Source organism: Halomonas qinghailakensis (genome assembly GCF_025820815.1).
Taxonomy (GTDB): domain Bacteria; phylum Pseudomonadota; class Gammaproteobacteria; order Pseudomonadales; family Halomonadaceae; genus Vreelandella; species Vreelandella qaidamensis.
This window is the reverse complement of record NZ_CP096973.1, coordinates 2,583,084-2,603,670: the sequence shown is the minus strand read 5'-3', so window position 1 is coordinate 2,603,670 and position 20,587 is coordinate 2,583,084. Positions and strand designations below refer to the sequence as shown.

Sequence of the window (20,587 nt, the reverse complement as noted above, 5' to 3'; positions counted from 1 at the left end):
TGTATGAACGCAGCATGAATTAACGCCACCCCAGGCATTTAAAGAAGCGCGCCCTTTACTTCCACCGAGCTGCCAAGTCGGCTGGCACGCACTTCAACACGGACAGACATTTGCTCTTTGAGTTCGCTGACATGCGAGATGATCCCAATCATTCGCCCGCCCATTTGTAACTCACTGAGCATGGCGATCGCTTGGTCTAATGCATCCTGATCCAGGCTGCCAAAGCCTTCATCAATAAATAGCGTATCCAACTGAATACCGCCGGCGTAGGCCTGCACCACATCAGAAAGCCCCAGCGCCAACGCCAACGCCGCCATAAACGACTCGCCGCCGGAAAGCGTCGCTACTGAACGGCTCTTTCCAGTGTAAGTGTCGGCCACGTCTAGCTCCAATCCTGACGCTTTATTGCCCTTAGATGGGTCTTCACGGCGCACCAACTGGTAGCGCCCGCGGCTCATACGCACCAGCCGTTCAGACGCCTGAATCAGTACGTCGTCTAGTAGTACTCCCAGCACAAAACGCTGCAAGCTAATGCGGTTACCGGTGCGCCCGTTAGCCACCTCGCTTAACGTACCCCATACTCGGTATTGGGCTTCAAGCTCGGCCTGGGCCGTGTGGGCAGCAGTGAGTTTTTGGCCAATACCCTGCAAGGTCTTTAACCGCCCATCCAGCGACCGCCATGCCTCTAGCTGAGTATTCTCCTCTGCTTGAGCAGCTTTTGTTTGAGCAGTGAGTGCAGCAATATCCGGCAGCGTTTTTTCAGCCAGCTGGGCGTGGTAATTATGTAGCGCGCCGTCAAGCTCAGCCAAACGGCGCTGATACTCCTCTACTTGGCGAGCCAGATCTTGGCGTTGGTTATCTTCTAGCTGAGCCGCCTGAAAAGCAGCTTCGCTTTCAAATGAACTGGCCTGTAACGCCGTTTGCCACTCAGCCTGAGCCTGTTCAAGCGCTTGCTGGTTACGCGCCAGCTGTTGGTTTGCGCTGCGCAGCTGCTCTTCTGCCCGCGCTTGCTGGGTTTGGGTCTCTGCAAGCGCTTGCTGTGCGCTTTCCCAGTTTTTTTCAAATTCACTAATCTGGTTGTCCAGCTCAATAAGCGTTTGGCGCATGACTAAGGGGTTACGCACATCTTCTGGCAGTGATTGACGTAACTGATCGCACTGGCTATCTAGCCGTAACGCCTCCTCTTTGGCTTTTTCAACCTGAGGTCGCTGGGCTTTGAGCTGTTTGTCTAACGCGCTCCAATCCCGGCGACGCTCGTCACGAGCAGCGTTTTGCCGGTTAATCTCACCCTGCACATGCTTGTGACGCCCGACCTGGCGGCGTAATTGTTCGCAGGCCTGTTGCAGCTCAACCTGTGGTTGGCTGGCCCAAGCGCCTAGCTGGTGGCTAAGGCGCTGCGTCTGCTCAGCGTTGTAGCTAAGCTGCTGTGCTAACTGGTGTACCTGACGCTCGGCGGTTTGTAATGCGTGGCGGGCCCGTTCCTCAGCTGAGCGCGCTGTTTCCACCTGATCTTGGGTAACAATATCAGCATGTTTAACCGCCGGGGCCGGGTGCTCAAGGCTGCCGCACACCGGGCAAGGTGCCTCATCTTCAAGGGTGAGCGCTAACAGTGCGGCTTGCCCTTGGTGCCAGCGCATCTCTTGCTCAGTGGTGTGGCGTTTGGCCTGCTCCGCTTCCCTTTGCCGACCTTTAAGCGCCTGTGTTGCCTGCTGTTGTTGAGCGTCGAGTTCACGCCCCTGCCGAATCAGCTCATCCAACTCCTGTCTCTGAGTTAATAAGCTCTCATGGCGACTCAGCTCTACAGGGGCGCTGGCTAACTGCTGAAACTCGTTCTGTAACTCCTCAAGAGCAGCGCCTAGCGCTTCGCCTTGTTGGCGAATACCGTCTAACTGTGCTTCGTCACGCTTTAGTGCCTCATCAGCGTGTTGCCAAGCGACCTGGGCTGTTTTCCAGCGCGCTTCCAGCTCACTCAGTTGTTGGCCTTTGTGGATAAACTCGCCCAACTGACGATGGCGCTCACGCAGCGCGGGAAGTTCGGTTTGACGCTGGCGCGCCGTCTCAAATGCATGCTGAGCTTGTTCAGTACTGATACGCTGGGCAGCAAGCGCGGCATCGGCCTGTCGCTGCTGTTCTTGAGTGGCAGTGAATGCCTGCTGCGCTTGGACTAACGCAGTGCTGTAAGGCCGCAGCGCTTGGGCGTGGTCACTTTGGGTCAATCGGCTCTGAAAGGCGGTTATTTGCGCTTGCTGTTCAAGGTGGCGCGCTTTCTCCGCGGCGAGGCTGTCACAGATTTCAAATTGGCGCTGAAGTGCTTGGCCTTCGCCTAGCATCTGTTCAGCGCAGCGGCGCTGCTGCTGAGCGGTGTCAAAACGCTGACGCGCTTGCTCTACTTGCGGGGTTAGCGCCGCTAACTCTTGCGCTAATGCCGCTTCGCTTTCCAGCTCACCACCGGCCAAAATGCCACTGATATGCTGGCGGTGATCATTCACCGCTCGCTCAATTTGATTCGCTTGGGTACGCAGGCGCTCTTCAATACGCTGAAAAATCTGGGTTTGAAACAACTGAGAAAAAATTTTCTCGCGGTCTTTCGATTCTGCTAGCAGTAATTCACGAAACTTCCCTTGGGGGAGCACCATGACTTGGCGAAATTGATTCGCATCCAGACCTATTAAGGCGTGCAGCTGGCTGTTGGCATCGGTAACCTTACGCGCCACCAAGCACTCATCCTCTTCACCTTCTGGGGTCAGCCGCCACAGCTGGGCTTCAGCACTTTGTGTGGTAGTCCCTTCGCCAGTGGCCTTGGGGCGCTCCTGCTGGGGAACTCGGCGCACCCGGTAAGCACTATCACGCAGGCGAAAATCCAAGCTGACCTCGGTCAACAAAGTATCGACGGCCTGGTCGCAGCGCATTTGCCCGGCATCGCGGTCATTACCGGTGGTTTGACCGTAAAGCGCAAAACAGATGGCATCTAGTATCGAGCTTTTGCCTGCGCCCGTAGGGCCATTAATCAGAAACAGCGGGCTGTTGCCCAACGCAGTAAAATCGATCGTTTCACTGCCTGCAAAGGGGCCAAACGCCTGCATGGTGAGCGTTAACGGCGTCATGACTGGCTCTCCTGCTCACGGCTTAAGGTGGTGATGAGTTCACGCATGGCGCAGGCCTGCTCATCACTCATGTTGCCCCCGCTGGTTTGGGTAAAGAAATCGCTAAACATGTCCAGCGCGCTAAACTGCAGCCGTTCGCGATCTAACTGCTGACGCCCCCGCGCTGCCAACATGCCGGGCTTTTCTAAATGCAGCACGTTGGGGTAGACCTCGCGCAGCTTCCCCATGGGGTCAAGTATCGCGTGGCGGTCGGTCAAGCGAACGAGTAGATAGTCATCGGCTGTATCGGTTCTGCCTTGTGCTAGCAGCTCAGCCAGCTCGCCTTCCAGCACACGTACCTCTCGGCGCGGGGTCAGCGGGCGGTGTTCGATCTGGCTCACGCCCTCGGAGCCAATATCCACCAGCGTGACGCCTTTGCGCTGGTTAGCCTCTGAGAAGCTGTATTTAAGTAGCGAGCCGCTGTAGCGAATATGCTCACCGCCGCGATACTGCGGCCCATGAAGGTGGCCTAAAGCAACATAGTCAAACGACTGCATAGGTTCCCAGGCAACACTTTCCGCACCTCCCAAGGTTAGCGGGCGCTCTGAATCGCTGGCACTGCCGCCATCCACAAAGCAGTGGCTCATCAGCACCGTAGGTCGACTCGCTTGGCGCTGGGTGTTGATACGCTCGACTAAGTAACGGTGAGCGCTGTCAAAATCACGAACATCCACCGAAAATTGATTGCGCACATACTCTGGATCAGCGTAGGGAATACCGAACACATCCACCTCCGCCCCATTAATCGACAGCGACACAGGGCGGTCGCAGGCGGATAGATCAGACAAAATATGCAACCCTGCTTGGCGCAGGTGGCGCGCGCCAAAGCCAAGGCGCTCAGCACCGTCGTGGTTGCCAGAGATCATAATCACCGGCAAACGGCGCTTTTCACACAACTCGCCAAGCATCTCATCTAATAGCGTGACAGCGGCGGCTGGCGGCACCGAACGGTCATAAATATCACCGGCAATCAGCACCGCGTCCACCGCATCGCGGTCGACAATCTCCAGCAGCTGGTTCAAGACATGGCGCTGGTCTTCCAACAGCGAGAGGTTGTGAAACAGCCGCCCCAGGTGCCAATCGGCGGTATGAAGTAGTCGCATGGCAGGCTCAATGCAAAAAAATATTCCCCATCATAGCAATCTGCATTCCAAACTGTCCGTCACCCAGCACAAAAAGCCCCGCACATGGCGGGGCTGGAGCAGCAGTAGTCGCTGGCAGTTAGTTGCGGAACGCGTCCGGGTAGGTGGTTAAATCAATTCCCCACACGAGGGGTAACAAGAAATAAACCGACGCGACGATCAGCAGCAGTGCGAAAATATTTAGCCAAAAGCCGTTGCGTACCATTTCAATAATTTTTATTTTGCCGGTCGCAAAAATAATCGCGTTGGGGGGCGTGCCCACCGGCAGCATGAAGGCGCAGTTGGCTGCCATTGCCGCCGGCACCATCAGCACGAATGGATGAATATCCAATGCCAGCGCCAGCGACGCTAGCACCGGCAGAATCATCGTGGCCGTTGCTGTATTGGAGGTGATTTCAGTTAAAAACAGCACCATTCCTGCGGCTAACAGAATCACCAGCAAGAAGTTAACGCCTTCCAGCACACTCATTTGACCACCGATCCATGCGGCCAAACCCGAAGATCCAAAACCAGCAGCAATTGCTAGGCCACCGCCAAATAGCAATAGGATGCCCCACGGCACGTCTTTGGCGATATCCCACCCTAGCAGGCAGCCGCCTTTATTAGGCGAGGGAATTAAGAACAGTGCAATTGCCGCTGCAACGGCAATCATTGTGTCGTTAATGCCGGGAATATTCAGGAGCTGGCCTTGCCATAAAAATGAGCGGGTAATCCAGAAAAACGCCGCTAACAGGAAAACCCCCAACACGGCTTTCTCTTCGAAGGTGATTTTACCCAGCGCTTCCTTTTCTTTGGCAATAAGCGCTTTGCCGCCTGGAAGATTGCTGAACTTAATCGGGTAAATGATGCGTGTCAGCATCAGCCAGCCAATCAACAGCAGTGCTAACACTACGGGGAAAGCAAACATCATCCAGCTAGCAAAGGTAATTTCAAACCCAAACAACTCATTCACAACCGCAGCTAAAATGATATTAGGAGGCGTTCCAATCAGGGTACCCAACCCCCCGATAGTGCCACCATAACCAACACCGAAAATAAGTGCCTTGCTGAATTTATCAATTTCTTCGCTATGATCACCCTCACTTTTGTTTAGCTCTTGGGTCACCTGATACACAATCGCGGTGCCGATGGGCAACATCATCATGACCGAGGCCGTATTGGAAACCCACATCGACAGAAAGCCAGTGGCTGCCATAAAGCCGAACACAATGCTGTTAATACTGGTGCCTAGCAGCGAAATAATAGTGAGTGCAATGCGCTTATGCAGATCCCACTTCTCCATCGCCAAGGCGATCATAAAACCACCCAGGAAAAGGAAAATAATAGGATTACCGTAAGCCGCCGTTACCGCACTACTTTCAAGGGCCCCGGTAATTGGTAGCAGTACAATCGGCAATAGCGACGTTACCGGAATAGGAATAGCTTCAGTAATCCACCAAACCGCCACCCACAAGGTAGTCGCAAGCACCATACGGCCTTCTACGCTTAGCTCCGCAGGGTGGAAAAAAAGCAGTACAAACGCAAACAACATTGGCCCCAGCACCAGGCCAACCTTTTGAGGTTTTGTATAAGCAGGTGGCGTTGGCGGCTTATCGCCGGTTCCTTGCTGCTCGCCTGAAGTGTTGGAAGCTGAGCGCCCCGCGCCAGACGCTGGCAACGCGCACATCAGTAAATTTTTAACTTGGTCATGGGAGTGCCAGAGCATCTCCCAGAGCGTCATCGTGGCAGTTCTGCGCATTATCTAAGTACCGCTCGCAGTCAGGTGGTCAAAAGGGCTTTTTACACAGTAAAACCCGATGGCGTATTTAAAATAGCCTAGCTGGCTTTTTCGGTGCCCTTTATTCACTGCAGCCAAGGATTAGTCCAGTAAATTGGCAAAAAATACAACCAAAGTCTAACCACTTTAGTCGCAACTATTAGCTCATTCTTACATGACATTGCAGCCCCATCACGGTAGGTTTGAGACGCTTTCCAAGGAGGTACTAACGTGCTCGACCGTTTTACTATGCCGCTTACCCATCGACCGCTTGCCACTATAGCTCGGCATCTCAACAATAGGCAGATTACCCCTGACCAAGTTACCTTAACGGCCTTTTTAGTGGGAATGAGCGCGCTACCGCTATTAGCCTTTGAATATTATTTTTTGGCACTGATAGCGATTTTAGTTAACCGCCTAGGTGATGGACTAGATGGCGCACTTGCCCGGCTAAGCGGCCAACAAAGTGATGCGGGCGGGTTTATTGATATCGGGTTAGACTTTGTCTTTTATGCTGCAGTAGTGCTGGGATTCGCGCTGGCTAACCCTGCGCAAAATGCGCTGGCAGCAGCGTTACTGCTATTCGCCTTTATCGGTACAGGAACATCGTTTTTAGCCTTTGCGATTGCGGCGAAAGCACGCAATGTAGAACGGCCAAATTTTCCACAAAAAGCGTTTTACTATTTAGAAGGGTTGACCGAAGGCACAGAAACCGTTGTTGCGTTAGTACTCTTCTGCTTGTTTCCTCAGTATTTTCCGTGGCTAGCAGGACTGTTTGCAGCCGCTTGTATGATAACGGCGACCACACGATTGTGGGGAGGCTATTGGACCTTACGCTAGCACTTAAGATCACCCTATAACGGTTACGCATGCAATGTGCGTTATCGAACCGACAACAGCGAACGTTAAGCACATCGTCCTGATAGAAAAGCACTGTTTTATGAGCTGTGCTGTACACATTCATCAGGATGTAACCCGTGACTCTTTTTTTTCAGACGCCCTTATTTCGTCGTGTGCACCAACACAATGCCTCTATGGCATTGTGGCGTTCATCCTCGCCAGTACGTGAAGAATTGTTTAGTGCAGAACGGCTCGAACAGCACGCGGGTAGTCTAGCGCTGGCGCAAGTTGTGACAGCAAGCCCACCCAAAGTGGCGTCGTTAACGCGCCGCCTAAACGATAATGCCCGCGTATTACTTGGTGCTTACCGCGCTTGCGCTGTCACGCTGGCAGAAGGTCGAGAGGTCGTTCCCGCCGCCGCTTGGTTACTTGATAATTATCATCTCATCGAAGCACAAATTCGTGAAATTCGCGGTGACCTTCCACCGGGCTATTACCGACAGTTACCAAAGCTTGCAGAAGGCCCCTTTGCGGGTTATCCACGCGTATTTGGTATTGCATGGGCTTTTATTGCACATACCGATAGCAATATAGAACTCTCTAATTTACGTGCATTTATTAAATCTTACCAACGCACTCAGCCACTAACGATTGGAGAATTATGGGCAGTTGCGATAACGCTTCGCATTGTATTAGTCGAGAATCTACGCCGTCTTGCCGACCAGATTATTACTGAACAAATGGCGCGCGATGCAGCGGACGCACTAGCGGCTAAGTGGTTTGCTACTGAAAATGACTCACCAACAAGCAACGTCTCTTCCAATCGTTATTCACCTTACAGCGAGTCGATTAACAACGAGTCAATTAACAACGAATCAGTTAATAGCGTCTCGACAGATAACTGTTCAACGAGTAATGACTCAGCTAGTTATACATTCTCCTCTTTTACGTCTCAGAAAACACCACTGTCGGCGCCTTTTATAGCTCAATTAGCCAAACGTTTACGCGGTGTTAACCCCCATACCAATGCACTCGCCTGCTGGCTTTTTGAGCAGCTTAATCGCCAGGGCGAATCTATCGATGATGTCGTGCAAAGTACCCAGCAGTGCCAAGGGGCGTCGAACGTTACTGTGCGCAACATCATCACTAGTATGCGTTTTATCTCCAGCACTGATTGGGCTGAGCTTTTCGAAAGTGTCAGCTTGGTAGACGCAAAATTACGCGAACACAGTCGCTTTGCGCAGTACGATTTTTCAACACGCAATCAGTACCGCGTTGCAGTGGAAGAGCTCGCCCGTGGCTCAGCCTATACCGAGTTAGAAATCGTTGACCATACGCTAACGCTATCAAGAGAAGCACTGCCACTTACCGATGATGTTCACGAGACAGCAAGAGTTGAAGACCCTGGTTATTTTTTGGTGGCGGCAGGTAGGAATAGGTTAGAAAAACGCCTTAACTTTCGCCCACCATTGAAACGGCGATTTCGCCAGCTACTGTTGAAAAATGGCATCAATGGCTACGTCATAATGCTGACAGCGACTACCGTTGCTTTGATAGTCTTAGCCGGGTGGTTGCTGTTATCAATGCATTCAGGCGAGGTGTCGTCACGTTGGTTATTGTTATTAGCAGCCCTGGGCATCCTGCCCACAATTGAGTTCGCTACGTCTATCGTCAATCGTTTCGTTATTTATAATATTGGCGCTCAGCCACTGCCTAGCCTAGATCTTTCCAAAGGTGTTCCCCCCTCTCTTCGCACGCTGGTGGCGATGCCAACGCTACTGACCAATGAAGCCGACTTAGAAGAACAGCTTGATCGGCTTGAGGTGCATCATCTAAGTAGCGGTGGCGGTGCTATTAGCTATGCACTTTTGACCGATGGCGTTGATGCCCAGCAGGCAGAACTAGCCACCGATGAGGCACTGTTGAGCATTTGTGAAAAACGCATTGAGGAATTAAACAAACGCTACTGTGCTTCCAGCCATGACAAGCGCTTCTTCTTACTACACCGCAACCGCGTCTACAACGCAGGTGAACAATGCTGGATGGGATGGGAGCGCAAACGGGGCAAGCTTCATGAGCTCAATAAACTGTTACGTGGCGCGACGGACACGACCTTCAGAACCCCACCTTCCCTGCCAAGAAATGTGCACTATATTCTGACGCTGGACGCCGACACACGCCTGCCAAGAGGAGCCGCGAGCAAGCTGGTTGGCAAAATAGCCCACCCGTTAAATCATCCTCGATTTGATACGCAGCAAAGGCGGGTAGTGGAAGGCTATGCAATTTTGCAACCACGCGTCACTCAATCGATGCCTACAGGCGAAAGAGGCTCTACCTATCAACAGCTGTGCTCTTCACCAGGAGGCATTGACCCTTATGCCGCCGCCATTTCAGATCTTTATCAAGACTTAGTGGGTGATGGCTCGTTTGCTGGTAAAGGTATTTACAATATTGATGCCTTTGAAGCTTCACTAGCGGGCCGTATCACTGAAAACAGCCTGCTGAGCCACGATATGTTTGAGGGCATTTTTGCCCGTGCGGGATTGGCATCAGATATTGAAGTCATAGAAGACTTTCCAGACCGTTATGATGTGGTGGCCAAACGCCAACATCGCTGGGTGCGAGGGGATTGGCAGTTACTCCCTTGGCTACTAACAGCCTCGTTACCGCCTTCAGGGCGCTTGAAAATACTCGGCAATCTACGCCGATCGCTGCTCCCACCCTTACTGTTAGCCTGCTTTGCGGTGAGCTGGCAACTGCCTGTCATGATGGCTGTCGTCAGCAGCTTAATGATTACTATGGTCATTAGCATACCGGTCTTACTGTCGTTAATAACCTCGTTCGCTCCACTGCGTGCAGGCGTCAATCTCCGTTACCACTTCCACCAATGGCGGGACGAACTAACGCTGGGATTGAAGCAAATTTTGCTGCAGCTGATGTTTCTCCCTGACCAAGCATGGCGGATGCTAGATGCCATTGTTAGCACTCTGACACGGGTTTTTATAACTCGCCGTCATTTATTAGAGTGGACATCGTCTGCCCAAACGATGAAATGCCCACACCTGACCGTTTGGGGTTTTTATCGGCACATGGCGCCCGGTACGTTACTTGGCATAGCCGTTGCCTTTAGTGCGTTATGGTTTAACAGTAGTGTTTGGCTAATGGTCTTGCCGATCGCACTACTATGGACAGCAGCGCCTGCGCTAGCGACTTGGCTAAGCAGTACGACTAGTATTGCGTACCAACCTCTTATAGCAGAAGAAACTGCCCGTGAACTTCGGCTAATTGCCCGCAGAACCTGGCGCTACTTTGAAACTTTTGTAACTACATCCACCAATTTGCTGCCGCCGGATAATTTTCAGGAAGAGCCACAGCCGGTTGTCGCCCAGCGAACGTCACCGACCAATATGGGCCTCTACCTGCTGTCGATACTGGCGGCACGTGATTTCGGCTGGATCGGTAATCTCAACGCGCTAAGCCGTATAGAAACGACGCTTGCCGTCATGCATACCCTGCCCCGCTATCGTGGTCACTTCTTTAACTGGTATGCAATCGATGACCTGCGTCCGCTAAACCCTCGCTATGTATCTACTGTCGATAGCGGCAACCTTGCTGGGCACCTCATTACCCTCACCAATGCTTTGGAAACCTGGCAAGACACAACATTTCAACCTGATCCTCGCCAAGCACTAGCCGATACATTAGCGCTGACATTTGAAGCACTTAAATTTGAAGAACTTAAATTTGAAGAACTTAAGCGCGCTTCTCAATCAATAGAAAAATCCCTGCCCACTAAACCGCTCACTGAACAGCTTGAGAAAGTCGCCACTCTATTAAGCGAAAATAAAACGTCTCCATTAGATTTGAAAGCCCTCACAAAACATACAAAACAAGCACTTAAAATAGCCAGCGACCTGTTTAATGGCCATCACGACCGCAATAGTGAAGATGACAATAAAAATAGGGGTAATAAAGATAGGGTTAATAAAGATATAGTTAATAAAGATATAGGTAATAAAGACATGGGCAAGGATGATGGCGAAGATGTGGTTTTTTGGGTGACAGCCCTACATAAAACGGCGGCTCAGCATAACGCTGACCACAGAAAAACATCAATTTCCATCAGCGCGCATGGCGAGCGGCTACAGCAACTGGCCAGTAAAGCCCGACGGCTTGCCCTCAGTATGGATTTTGCGTTTCTTCTCAACCCTGAGCGGCAGTTACTGTCGATCGGCTTCTCGCTGGACGACGTCAGCCTGGACACAAGCTGCTATGACCTGCTGGCTTCAGAGGCACGCCTGGCCAGCCTGTTCGCCATTGCCAAAGGCGATGTAGTCACTCGCCACTGGTTCCGACTTGGTCGCGCCGCCACCCCATTAAAAGAGGGTGCGGCGATGATTTCCTGGTCAGGCTCTATGTTTGAATATCTGATGCCGTCGCTAATAATGCGTGCACCCGCTGGCAGCCTCTTGGAGCAAACTAACCGCCTAGTCGTTAAACGCCAGGAAACATACGCCGCACAGTTTTCAGCTCCTTGGGGTATTTCTGAGTCGGGATATAACGCACGGGACATAGAGCATACTTATCAATATTCCAATTTTGGGGTGCCTGGATTAGGGCTAAAGCGAGGTCTATCGGCCGATTTAGTGGTCGCGCCATACGCAACAGGGTTGGCGGCAATGATCGACCCAGAAGGAGCCTTCAAGAATTATCGCCGCCTTGCAGAAATGGGTGCGTTGGGACGCTATGGCTACTACGAAGCGCTAGATCTGACCCGCTCACGGCTCCCCAAAGGCGTCAAGCTGGTGATTGTGCGCAGCTATATGGCACACCACCAAGGCATGACCATCGTTGCCATCGCTAATACGCTTCACCATGGGCAGATGCGACAACGCTTCCACCGCGAACCGATGATTCAGGCGAGCGAGCTATTGCTTCAAGAGCGGATTCCAAGGGATGTGGCTATTGCTTACCCCCGTGCTGAAGAGGTGAAATCAACCGCTAGCCAAACCATCAACGAAGCACAAACCGTGCGCAAACTTTCAACCAGCGTCAACGGGCCTCCGGTGACACACCTGCTCTCAAACGGCAACTACTCTGTCATGTTGACCGCAACAGGTGGCGGCTACAGCCGATGGCACAATCTTGCCATCACTCGCTGGCAACCAGATACCACTCGCGATCACTGGGGAAGCTTTATTTTTCTCCGCGATACGCGACGCCCAAGCGTTTGGAGTGCAACAGGACAATCCCTGGAATCACATACCAGCGCTAATGACGACGACAACCACGTGTTGTTTGCTGAAGATTATGCCCGCTATGTGCATCGTCACGAGGCTATTTCAAGCCACTTGGACATCCTGGTGTCTGGGGAAGATAACAGCGAAGTACGCTTGCTAACACTGGCCAACAGTGGACGCCAAACCTGCGATATTGATGTTACAACTTATGCAGAATTAGTACTCACCACACCGAGTACCGACAACGCTCACCCTAGCTTCGCCAAAATGTTCGTGGTCACTGAATACCTCCCCGCATTTAATGCCCTTGTGGCTACTCGGCGACGGCGGGACCCCAGCGAAGCACAAGTGTGGGTAGCTCAGTTCGCCGTCGTGGAAGGCGATACCGTAGGAGATTTCCAATACGAGACCGACCGCGAGCAATTTATTGGCCGGGGCCACCGTATTTCCGCAGCAACGGCACTTGCTGAAGGCCAACATTTATCAGGTACGGTGGGGAGTGTCATTGACCCCATTTTTGCATCACGCTACTGCCTGCGAATCAAGCCAGGCAAAGCCGCCCGTATTGCTTACTGGACGGTCGTTGCCGACTCACGTGAAGCGCTGATGGATTTAATTGACAAACATCATGACGTTAGCGCCTTTGAGCGAGCAAAAATGCTCGCCTGGACTCAGGCACAAGTGCAGCTACGTCATTTGGGCACTCAGCCAGAGGAGGCCGCTGACTTTCAGCGGTTAGCTGCCCCACTGCTCTATCCTGACGCACGCTTTAGAGCACCTCAGAAAGCGATTCAAAGCGGCGCAGCTCAACAGTCGCTGCTATGGCAACACGGGATCTCCGGCGATTTACCCATCGTATTGCTCCGGATTCAATCCACTGACGATTTGCCACAATTGCATCAATTACTTCGCGCCCATGAGTATTGGCGCATGAAACGTCTCGAAGTCGATGTCGTCATCATCAATGAGCGTGCATCCTCTTACATTCAAGATCTACAGCAAGCCATTGAAGCCACGATTCTCAGCAGTCAGTCAAGGCCCCGACTTCACAGTGGCGATGCCCAGGGAACGATCTATGCCTTAAGAGCCGATCTAGCAAGCGCCCAGTCATGCTCTCAGCTTCAATCGGTTGCACGCGTGGTGCTGATAGCGCACCGAGGATCAATTGCCGATCAGCTATCTGTTATGTTGTCCCAACAGAGCACCGCGAAGCCTCTGCTTGTCATTACCAAACGTGCTCTCCCCAGACAATTGATGGATAAGACCCACAATCCTCACCAGTTTAAGCGGCCTACACTTGAGTTTTTTAATGGTTGGGGCGGGTTTGCAAAGCAAGGACGAGAGTATGCCATCATTCTAGAAGCGGGCAGCTCAACACCAGCGCCCTGGATTAATGTCATTGCAAATCAACAGTTCGGGTTTCAAGTATCAGCAGAGGGCGCTGGCTATCTGTGGGCAGACAGCAGCCGAGAAAACCAACTGACACCGTGGAGTAATGACCCCGTTAGTGACCCAAACGGTGATGTTATTTATGTCCGGGATGAAGAGACGCTAGCGCTTTATACGGCAACGGCAAGCCCGATTCGTGATTCAGGCCGCTACATTGCGCGCCATGGTTATGGCTATAGTCAATTTGAACATCATACTAATGAACTTAGCTTAACGCTGCTGCACTTCGTGCCGCGAGATGCTCCGTTGCGTATCTCGCGGTTGAGAATAACAAATCATTCACACAAGACGCGCAAGCTCTCTGTGACTGCTTATGCAGAGTGGGTTTTGGGCACGTCGCGAAGCGCATCAGCCCCCTTTCTTATCACGTCGCAAGCGAAAGAAAGCGGAGCGTTGTTAGTTACCAACCCATGGAATGCCGCCTTCCCAGGCCGGGTGGCTTTCCTCGATATTGGCGAGCAACCTACGCAATGGACAGGCAATCGCAGTGAGTTTATCGGTTATGGCAAACACTTAGCTGAACCGGCTGGGTTACGGTGTAAAACGCCACTTTCCGGCACGTTAGGCGCCGGGCTAGACCCCTGCGCTGCGCTTCAGCGTCCCGTGACGCTAGTCCCAGGAGAAACCGTCGACATTATCGTACTGCTTGGTCAGGGTGGCTCCAATGACGAAGTTGCCGAGCTGATTGCCCGTTTTCGTGATGCTGACATTGATGCTGAGCTTGCCAACATTCACGACCATTGGAATACGCAGCTCAATGCCATACAGGTCAAAACACCTGACCGGGCAATGGACATCATGTTAAACGGCTGGTTGCTGTATCAGACCATCGCCTGTCGTTTAACGGCTCGCTCAGCGTTTTACCAAGCCAGCGGCGCCTATGGCTTCCGCGATCAGTTGCAAGATTGCATGGCATTGACGTTTAGCAATGCTGCTACAACGCGCCAGCATTTACTGCGCGCGGCTTCACGTCAATTCCCTGAAGGGGATGTACAGCACTGGTGGCTGCCCCATTCCGGACAAGGCGTGCGCACGCGTATCTCTGACGACCGGGTTTGGTTGGCCTACGCCTGCGCGCGTTATCTCGCAACAACCCAGGACATAGCAGTGCTTGACGAGCCAGTGAGCTTTTTAGACGGCGCGCAGTTGTCATCGCATGAGCACGAACACTTTTTCCAGCCAACCACCTCACTGGAAGCCGCCCCACTGTTTGAACACTGCGCACGCGGTCTTGATATTACCCTTTCGCAACTGGGTGAACATGGTTTGCCGCTGATAGGCGGCGGGGATTGGAATGACGGCATGAACCGGGTGGGTGCTGAGGGCAAGGGAGAAAGTGTATGGCTAGGCTGGTTGCTGCTTAAAACACTTCATCACTTTGCGCCAATTGCCGAACAGCGCGAGGCCCAAGCCTGCCACGCGGATGAACCCCAACGCGCCGTTCGTTGGTATGAACATGCTAAGGCGCTACGCATAGCAATTGAAAACAGCGCTTGGGATGGCCAGTGGTATCGTCGAGCGACTTACGACAACGGCATTTGGCTGGGCAGCAAACAAAGCGATGCATGCCAGATTGATTCCATCGCCCAATCATGGGCGGTGCTTTCCGGCGCCAGCGACCCTGAACGGTCGACGCTCGCAATGCACTCGCTGGAGCGCGAACTCATTCTGCATGACCCGCAGTTAGCGCTGCTTTTTTGGCCTCCCTTTGATCACCCTAAGCAGGACCCCGGCTATATAAGCGGCTACCCGCCTGGTATGCGCGAAAATGGTGGGCAGTATAGCCATGCTTCAATGTGGGCAGTTTTGGCCTTCACCCAACTGGGTGAAGGTGACAAAGCACATCAGCTATTTACACTGCTTAACCCCATCAACCATGCCACCACCACGGAAGCAGCTACCCGCTATCGCGTTGAGCCTTATGTGGTCGCTGCTGATGTGTATTCTGTGGCACCCCATGTGGGCCGAGGAGGCTGGACATGGTACACCGGCGCCGCCGGTTGGATGTATCAGGCCGGTATGGAGGGTATTTTAGGCATTCGCCGGGAAGCTAGCTGGCTGATAATTTTTCCATGCCTGCCAGCGAGCTGGCCGCATTTTAGTGCTGACATTACCCTTGACCAATCGCACTATCATATCAAGGTGTTCAACGCGCAAGCTTCTCCAGCAATGTTAGGCCAGAATCTATCAAGCCAAACGCTATCAAGCCAGACCCTATCAAGTCTGTCCCTATCAAGCTCAAGCCAAGCCCTCACTGCAACACTGGATGGCGTTTACTTAGTAGAAACAGGGGTTGGCATGCCTATTAGGGTGCCGCTAGATAATCAGCATCATCAACTAGAGATAGTTATCCGGCGATGCGCCCCTGCATAATGACGATGCGATGACTAATTATTTAATTTCTTGTATAACTTTTATGAATGTATTTCTTTATACGTTAGGGGAGCAATTACTCTACGCGCCCCTAGCAAGCAAGCGGGGTCTTTCGTTCAAATTAATTTTTTGAAATATTTCTAGTTTGCGATTGAATCTCTCGAAACAGTGTATTAGCCTCGTGAGGGTACAAGAGGCGTACAAAAGAGCGTCAAATTTAATACAGCACAGCATTTGTAAACGTTAGCATCTGTAAACGTTAGCATCTGAAACCGTTAGCATTCACAAGGAGTCGTGGCATGCAACCTAACCAGCTAAGCGATATTTCCCGAAAAGGCCTCCAACTGGCCATTCAAGAGATCAGGGAAGAAATGTTTGATACCCCAGAATGCGATTACACCATCGCCAAACTGCTTAGCCATTGCGGCCAGTTTGAAACAGCTGAACGTCATATCGACGAAATGTTGCTGAAGTGGGGTGCATCACCAGAGGTAACTCGTCTGACCGAGCAGGCCTACACCGATCTAGTGACGTTTAGTGCTGATAATACCGAGTCATTATCTTCTAGCGCGCCAAGCCGTCATTCCTCTGCCGAAGTGACTTCTCAACTACCTGCTATTGCATAACCAATATCGGCGTGTACTAAACAAAACGGCTTGCCCTAATCCCTCAGAATCAACAGTGAGGACGCTGCTAAGGCGGCAAGCCGTTCGATTTTTTTAGTCGAGATGATCCAACGTCACCACAAGATCCTGGGTTGATACGTCTACATTCCAAAAGGTGTAACTATCCTCATCTTCATCAACTAAACGAATATCGAAGATAGGACTGTTGTAACCCGTAATTGTCACCCGTTGTGTGTCACCATCCATCAGAACATCATTGCCGAGTACATCTTCTTCCCAGCTTTTCGAGTCTGCGGGGCTTACGTACATATAGTAAAGGGTATAACCCGTACGATTAGTAATATCTACGTAATAGTCAGCAGCCATGACAAGCGAAGAGCTACACAGCATCAGCAGTGCAGCCAATAACACTTTTATGCGCATTGATATGTTCCTTATTTTTTTTCTTTTGAGAGAAACAGCAGGTCACAACGTCATCGCTAAGTGCAAAACCTAGCCACCGGCGCAGTATATCGATAAACACTCATTTAAGTGAGCCGCTACTTAACATTTTTTATCACTGCAATGGCCGAGTTCTGCGTAACGATGCCTTTCCTGACCAATGGTGGCAACGTTCTGACCAATGGTGGACACACTCTACAATTGACATCCCACTGTTCTTTATATAGAACGTTCTATAAAAGGAACAGTAGGGTAGCAGTATGGATAAGCACTCATTAATCACGTTAGGTAAGCATTTGCAGTCTTTGCGTCAAGCGCAAGGCTGGTCACTCTCCTATTTAGCTAACGCCGCTGGCATTGCCAAATCAAACCTGTGTCGTCTTGAGCAAGGTAATGGTAACCCCACCCTGGACACTCTCTGGCGATTAGCCGTTCAGCTTAATGCGCCGTTTGGCACGCTAGTGGCGCCTATTAGCGTTCCCCTTGGCGAAGATGGCGTGCAGGTGCAGCTGATTGATCAGGGCAAAGGTTCACCACAAGTAGATGCTTACTGGATGCGCTGCGCGCCCCATACCCTGCGCCACGCTGAAGCTCACACACTTGGCACCCAAGAAACGCTAACCCTAATTAGTGGCTGGCTGGAAGCAGGTCCAGTGGGAGCCACCACCGTGCTAACGCCCGGAGAGACCAAAACGTTTCCCGCCGACCAGCCGCACTGCTACCGCACCCAAGACCATGAGGCCACCCTGCTACTCACCGTTACTTACGGTGAACAAAGGGACGCGCCATGAATCATGCCATCCATTCCCCCTGGCGTAGCGCGCTGCAAGGCGTGCGCGAAGCCATCCCGCTGTTGGGCGGCTATATTCCAGTGGCACTGTCGTTTGGGTTAGTGGCTAGCCAAGCAGGCTTCAGTACCTTGGAAGCCACCGCTATATCCGCACTGATTTATGCAGGCGCTTCGCAGTTTCTGTTTGTAGGCATGATCGCCACCGGCGCGCCGCTATGGCTGGTAGTGGCGATGACGCTACTAATTAACGTGCGCCATGTGGTGTATGGCCCCAACCTTGCTGAGCTGTTGCCGCGCAGCCGCCACTGGCCATGGCTAATGCATGGCCTCACCGACCAAGTGTTTGCCTTGGCCTTGACCCGGCTTCCACAGCTGCCTGACGTAAAGCGCTTTAGCTGGTTTGTCGGCGCATCACTGCTTGCATGGGGCGCATGGATTGTGGGTACAACGGTGGGGGCCACGGCGGGCGAGGCCTTTACCGCCCGCTGGCCACTACTCGGGGAGATCATGCCTTTCGCACTGCCTGCTCTATTCTTAACCATGGTGGCACCCCGCTTCACCAATAAACGCTGGGCAGCCGCCATGGGGTGCGCCATTCTGGCCGCGCTAGGTTTAACCATCGCGGGGTGGAGCAACGTGGCTATTCCGCTGGCTGCCGCTTGTGGCGCGCTATGCTTCTATACCGTCAAACTCCAAGCCCAGAGGCGACCAGTATGAGCTTCGAACTATGGCTAGCCGTGGCGGTTTGCGCTATTGGTACCCTACTGATGCGCGTGGTGCCGTTCTTATGGATGCAGCGCCGTCTGGGTAGCGATACAGGCATTAACACCATGCCCCAGTGGCTGGGTATTCTTGGACCATTAATGATTGCCGCCGTGCTGGGAGTTTCCATTGTGCCGGTCAACCCAAACGCCATTTCATGGCTAGCCACCGCCATCGGGCTTTCCGTGACGTTACTGGTATGGTGGCGGCTACGCTCGTTAGGCTGGCCCGTGGCGGCAGGTGTTGCGGTGTTCGGCTTGGTGGAGATCGTTGCGACGCTTTAACGCGTCGCTGATTGCTCCATCAAATACTCCGCGACGGCTTGATAAGCGGGAAGGGAAGTAGGGTCGTTAGCCGCATTGCCCGCCACGGGATGTGAGGCAAAGCGCACAATGACCATCTCAGCGGTGGGGTCAATGTAAATCGTTTGCCCATGCACGCCTCTCGCAGCAAAGGCACCATGTTCGTTATGCAGCGACCACCACATACCCCGGTAGCTGCCGCCCGGTAAATAGCGGTAACCCGCAGCGGCAAATGCCTGTCTGTCACCCCCTTGACGAATACGCTCAACGGCCGCTGCAGGAAATAGCCGCTCGCCATTCATCACACCTTCATTAAGCACTAACTGTCCTATCCTGGCCATGTCCCTCAGCCCTGCACTTAAGCCGCCACCCGCAAACGGCGTACCGATAGAGTCCACGGTAAAGTAGCCATCCTGTTCAGCCCCCATGCGTTGCCAGATGCGTGATGAAAGCAGCGATGTCACCGACTCTCCCGCGGTACGCGCAATTACCCACCCCAGCGCATCGGTGTTGATTGTTTTATAGCCAAATACCTGCCCATGCTCACCTTCCGGCTCTACCGTCGCTAAATATTCGTAATAAGTGCGCGGCCCGGTGTAATCGTCTGGCTTAGGTAGTGGGCTTGCTGCTGCATTGTAAGCCCAGATTTCAGCGTTAGGGTCACTGTAATCTTCGCTGTAAGCAAGGCCCGTGGTCATCTCAAGTAGCTGTTTTACGGTGGCGCTACCAAAAGCACTGTCGGCCAGTTCTGGCAAAATATCGCCTACCAGCGCCTGCTCATCCAGTGCGCCTTCGGCCACTAGAATTTCACCTAGAAGCCCAGTCATGGATTTAGTGACCGACATTGCGCCATGCTTGCCCGCTTCATCCAAACAGCCGGAATAGGTCTCATACACCACCTGCCCCTGATGAAGAATCAGCAGACCATCGGTGTAGTTTTCGTTTAGCGATGCCTGCCATGTCATAGGTTCGCTGCCGTCTATCGGCGTAAAAGTAACCTCGTTGATTGCATCGTCTAATGCATAGCTAAACGGCACCGGAGCGCCCAAGCCACGACTAACCTGCTTAGTAGGCAATAGCTCGCGGAAGTGACACACCGTCCAGCGCATTTTGGGGAAGCTAAAGTAGTTAGAGTCCGGCTGGCCAATCACCCGCTCTGGGGCGGGCGGAAAGCCCTGCATCCATCCCAAGCGGTTAGGGTCGGAATCTTCAGCACTTAACAACACGGTGCTGGCCTGCTGGGCGCTAACAGAGGCTGCCCCACTAAGGAACACAGCGGAAAGCATAAGCGTGAATACAGAGGTAACGTGGCAGCGTAGAGGTGGCATCACCGACTCCTTGGTTAGCTGTTTAACACCCAATTAAACAGGCGATGCACCCAGTATAGATAGAAACGCCGTTTGCTTAACAGCATGACGGACATGCGAACACCACAACCCCAGCCGTTAGCTGGGATTGTGGTGCTAGATGAATAATAAATTGGCGCTGCTTTCCTTGCAGCGCGCAGTGCAACGTCCTGTTTAGGCAGCTCCTTTGCCCCACTGATACTGATAGTAGGCGTTAAATTAGTCGCCTACTGTGCGTTGGCGAACACTAGCGAAGAAATAGTGATAGCTGACTGTATTTATATCGCCCCCATCGGCTTAAACAGCGCTATGTGCGATAGCGTACAGAGATTGCCTCCTGAGCCTCTATACTTGAGAGGCATGTGCCTATCACTAGC

At 52.5% G+C, this 20,587-nt stretch carries 11 protein-coding genes; 6 read left to right on the top strand and 5 right to left on the bottom strand.

Features of this window, described 5'->3' with window-relative positions:
• Positions 1 to 38: 38 nt before the first annotated feature.
• The 3 genes from M0220_RS12065 to M0220_RS12055 all read right to left on the bottom strand — a co-directional run bounded on the left by M0220_RS12065 (position 39) and on the right by M0220_RS12055 (position 6,023).
• Positions 39 to 3,104, bottom strand: coding sequence for an AAA family ATPase (locus M0220_RS12065; RefSeq protein WP_264017752.1), 3,066 nt, complete (start codon positions 3,102 to 3,104; stop codon positions 39 to 41).
• A complete protein-coding gene (locus M0220_RS12060; protein ID WP_264017751.1) occupies positions 3,101 to 4,246 on the bottom strand; it encodes an exonuclease SbcCD subunit D in 1,146 nt (381 codons plus the stop codon). The genes M0220_RS12065 and M0220_RS12060 overlap by 4 nt, the downstream gene beginning before the upstream one ends.
• 118 nt (positions 4,247 to 4,364) lie before the next feature.
• A complete protein-coding gene (locus tag M0220_RS12055) occupies positions 4,365 to 6,023 on the bottom strand; it encodes a DASS family sodium-coupled anion symporter (protein WP_264017750.1) in 1,659 nt (552 codons plus the stop codon).
• Positions 6,024 to 6,272: 249 nt separating this feature from the next.
• Between M0220_RS12055 and M0220_RS12050 the strand changes: the two genes are divergently transcribed.
• The 3 genes from M0220_RS12050 (at position 6,273) to M0220_RS12040 (ending at position 16,569) form a co-directional block, all read left to right on the top strand.
• The gene (locus tag M0220_RS12050) at positions 6,273 to 6,881 is read left to right on the top strand and encodes a CDP-alcohol phosphatidyltransferase family protein (protein ID WP_264017749.1); all 609 of its coding nucleotides are present in this window, start codon (positions 6,273 to 6,275) and stop codon (positions 6,879 to 6,881) included.
• Positions 6,882 to 7,018: 137 nt separating this feature from the next.
• Entirely contained in the window at positions 7,019 to 15,943 is an 8,925-nt protein-coding gene (locus tag M0220_RS12045) for a GH36-type glycosyl hydrolase domain-containing protein (RefSeq protein WP_264017748.1), read from the top strand.
• A gap of 299 nt (positions 15,944 to 16,242) precedes the next feature.
• Positions 16,243 to 16,569 carry a hypothetical protein gene (locus M0220_RS12040; protein WP_030073640.1) on the top strand — a complete coding sequence of 109 codons (327 nt, stop codon included), beginning with the start codon at positions 16,243 to 16,245 and terminating at the stop codon, positions 16,567 to 16,569.
• A gap of 93 nt (positions 16,570 to 16,662) precedes the next feature.
• Here M0220_RS12040 and M0220_RS12035 read toward each other — a convergent pair whose 3' ends face one another.
• A complete protein-coding gene (locus tag M0220_RS12035; RefSeq protein ID WP_030073642.1) occupies positions 16,663 to 16,992 on the bottom strand; it encodes a hypothetical protein in 330 nt (109 codons plus the stop codon).
• 278 nt (positions 16,993 to 17,270) lie between these two features.
• Between M0220_RS12035 and M0220_RS12030 the strand changes: the two genes are divergently transcribed.
• From M0220_RS12030 to M0220_RS12020, 3 genes are read left to right on the top strand one after another with little or no spacing between them, the layout of a single operon-like run.
• The gene (locus tag M0220_RS12030) at positions 17,271 to 17,801 is read left to right on the top strand and encodes a helix-turn-helix domain-containing protein (RefSeq protein WP_264017747.1); all 531 of its coding nucleotides are present in this window, start codon (positions 17,271 to 17,273) and stop codon (positions 17,799 to 17,801) included.
• A complete protein-coding gene (locus tag M0220_RS12025; RefSeq protein WP_264017746.1) occupies positions 17,798 to 18,517 on the top strand; it encodes an AzlC family ABC transporter permease in 720 nt (239 codons plus the stop codon). Before M0220_RS12030 ends, M0220_RS12025 begins: the two co-directional genes overlap by 4 nt.
• Positions 18,514 to 18,846 carry an AzlD domain-containing protein gene (locus M0220_RS12020; protein ID WP_030073646.1) on the top strand — a complete coding sequence of 111 codons (333 nt, stop codon included), beginning with the start codon at positions 18,514 to 18,516 and terminating at the stop codon, positions 18,844 to 18,846. Before M0220_RS12025 ends, M0220_RS12020 begins: the two co-directional genes overlap by 4 nt.
• Here M0220_RS12020 and M0220_RS12015 read toward each other — a convergent pair.
• On the bottom strand, positions 18,843 to 20,192 hold the full coding sequence (locus M0220_RS12015) for a serine hydrolase domain-containing protein (protein ID WP_264017745.1): 1,350 nt from the start codon (positions 20,190 to 20,192) through the stop codon (positions 18,843 to 18,845). The genes M0220_RS12020 and M0220_RS12015 overlap by 4 nt on opposite strands.
• Positions 20,193 to 20,587 lie beyond the last annotated feature (395 nt).

Excerpts from the sequence above, each read along its gene's own strand:
- M0220_RS12065 (WP_264017752.1), bottom strand. The coding sequence starts at position 3,104 with ATGACGCCGTTAACGCTCACCATGCAGGCGTTTGGCCCCTTTGCAGGC.
- M0220_RS12060 (WP_264017751.1), bottom strand. The coding sequence starts at position 4,246 with ATGCGACTACTTCATACCGCCGATTGGCACCTGGGGCGGCTGTTTCAC.
- M0220_RS12055 (WP_264017750.1), bottom strand. The coding sequence starts at position 6,023 with ATGCGCAGAACTGCCACGATGACGCTCTGGGAGATGCTCTGGCACTCC.
- M0220_RS12040 (WP_030073640.1), top strand. The coding sequence starts at position 16,243 with ATGCAACCTAACCAGCTAAGCGATATTTCCCGAAAAGGCCTCCAACTG.
- M0220_RS12035 (WP_030073642.1), bottom strand. The coding sequence starts at position 16,992 with ATGCGCATAAAAGTGTTATTGGCTGCACTGCTGATGCTGTGTAGCTCT.
- M0220_RS12030 (WP_264017747.1), top strand. The coding sequence starts at position 17,271 with ATGGATAAGCACTCATTAATCACGTTAGGTAAGCATTTGCAGTCTTTG.
- M0220_RS12025 (WP_264017746.1), top strand. The coding sequence starts at position 17,798 with ATGAATCATGCCATCCATTCCCCCTGGCGTAGCGCGCTGCAAGGCGTG.
- M0220_RS12020 (WP_030073646.1), top strand. The coding sequence starts at position 18,514 with ATGAGCTTCGAACTATGGCTAGCCGTGGCGGTTTGCGCTATTGGTACC.
- M0220_RS12015 (WP_264017745.1), bottom strand. The coding sequence starts at position 20,192 with ATGCCACCTCTACGCTGCCACGTTACCTCTGTATTCACGCTTATGCTT.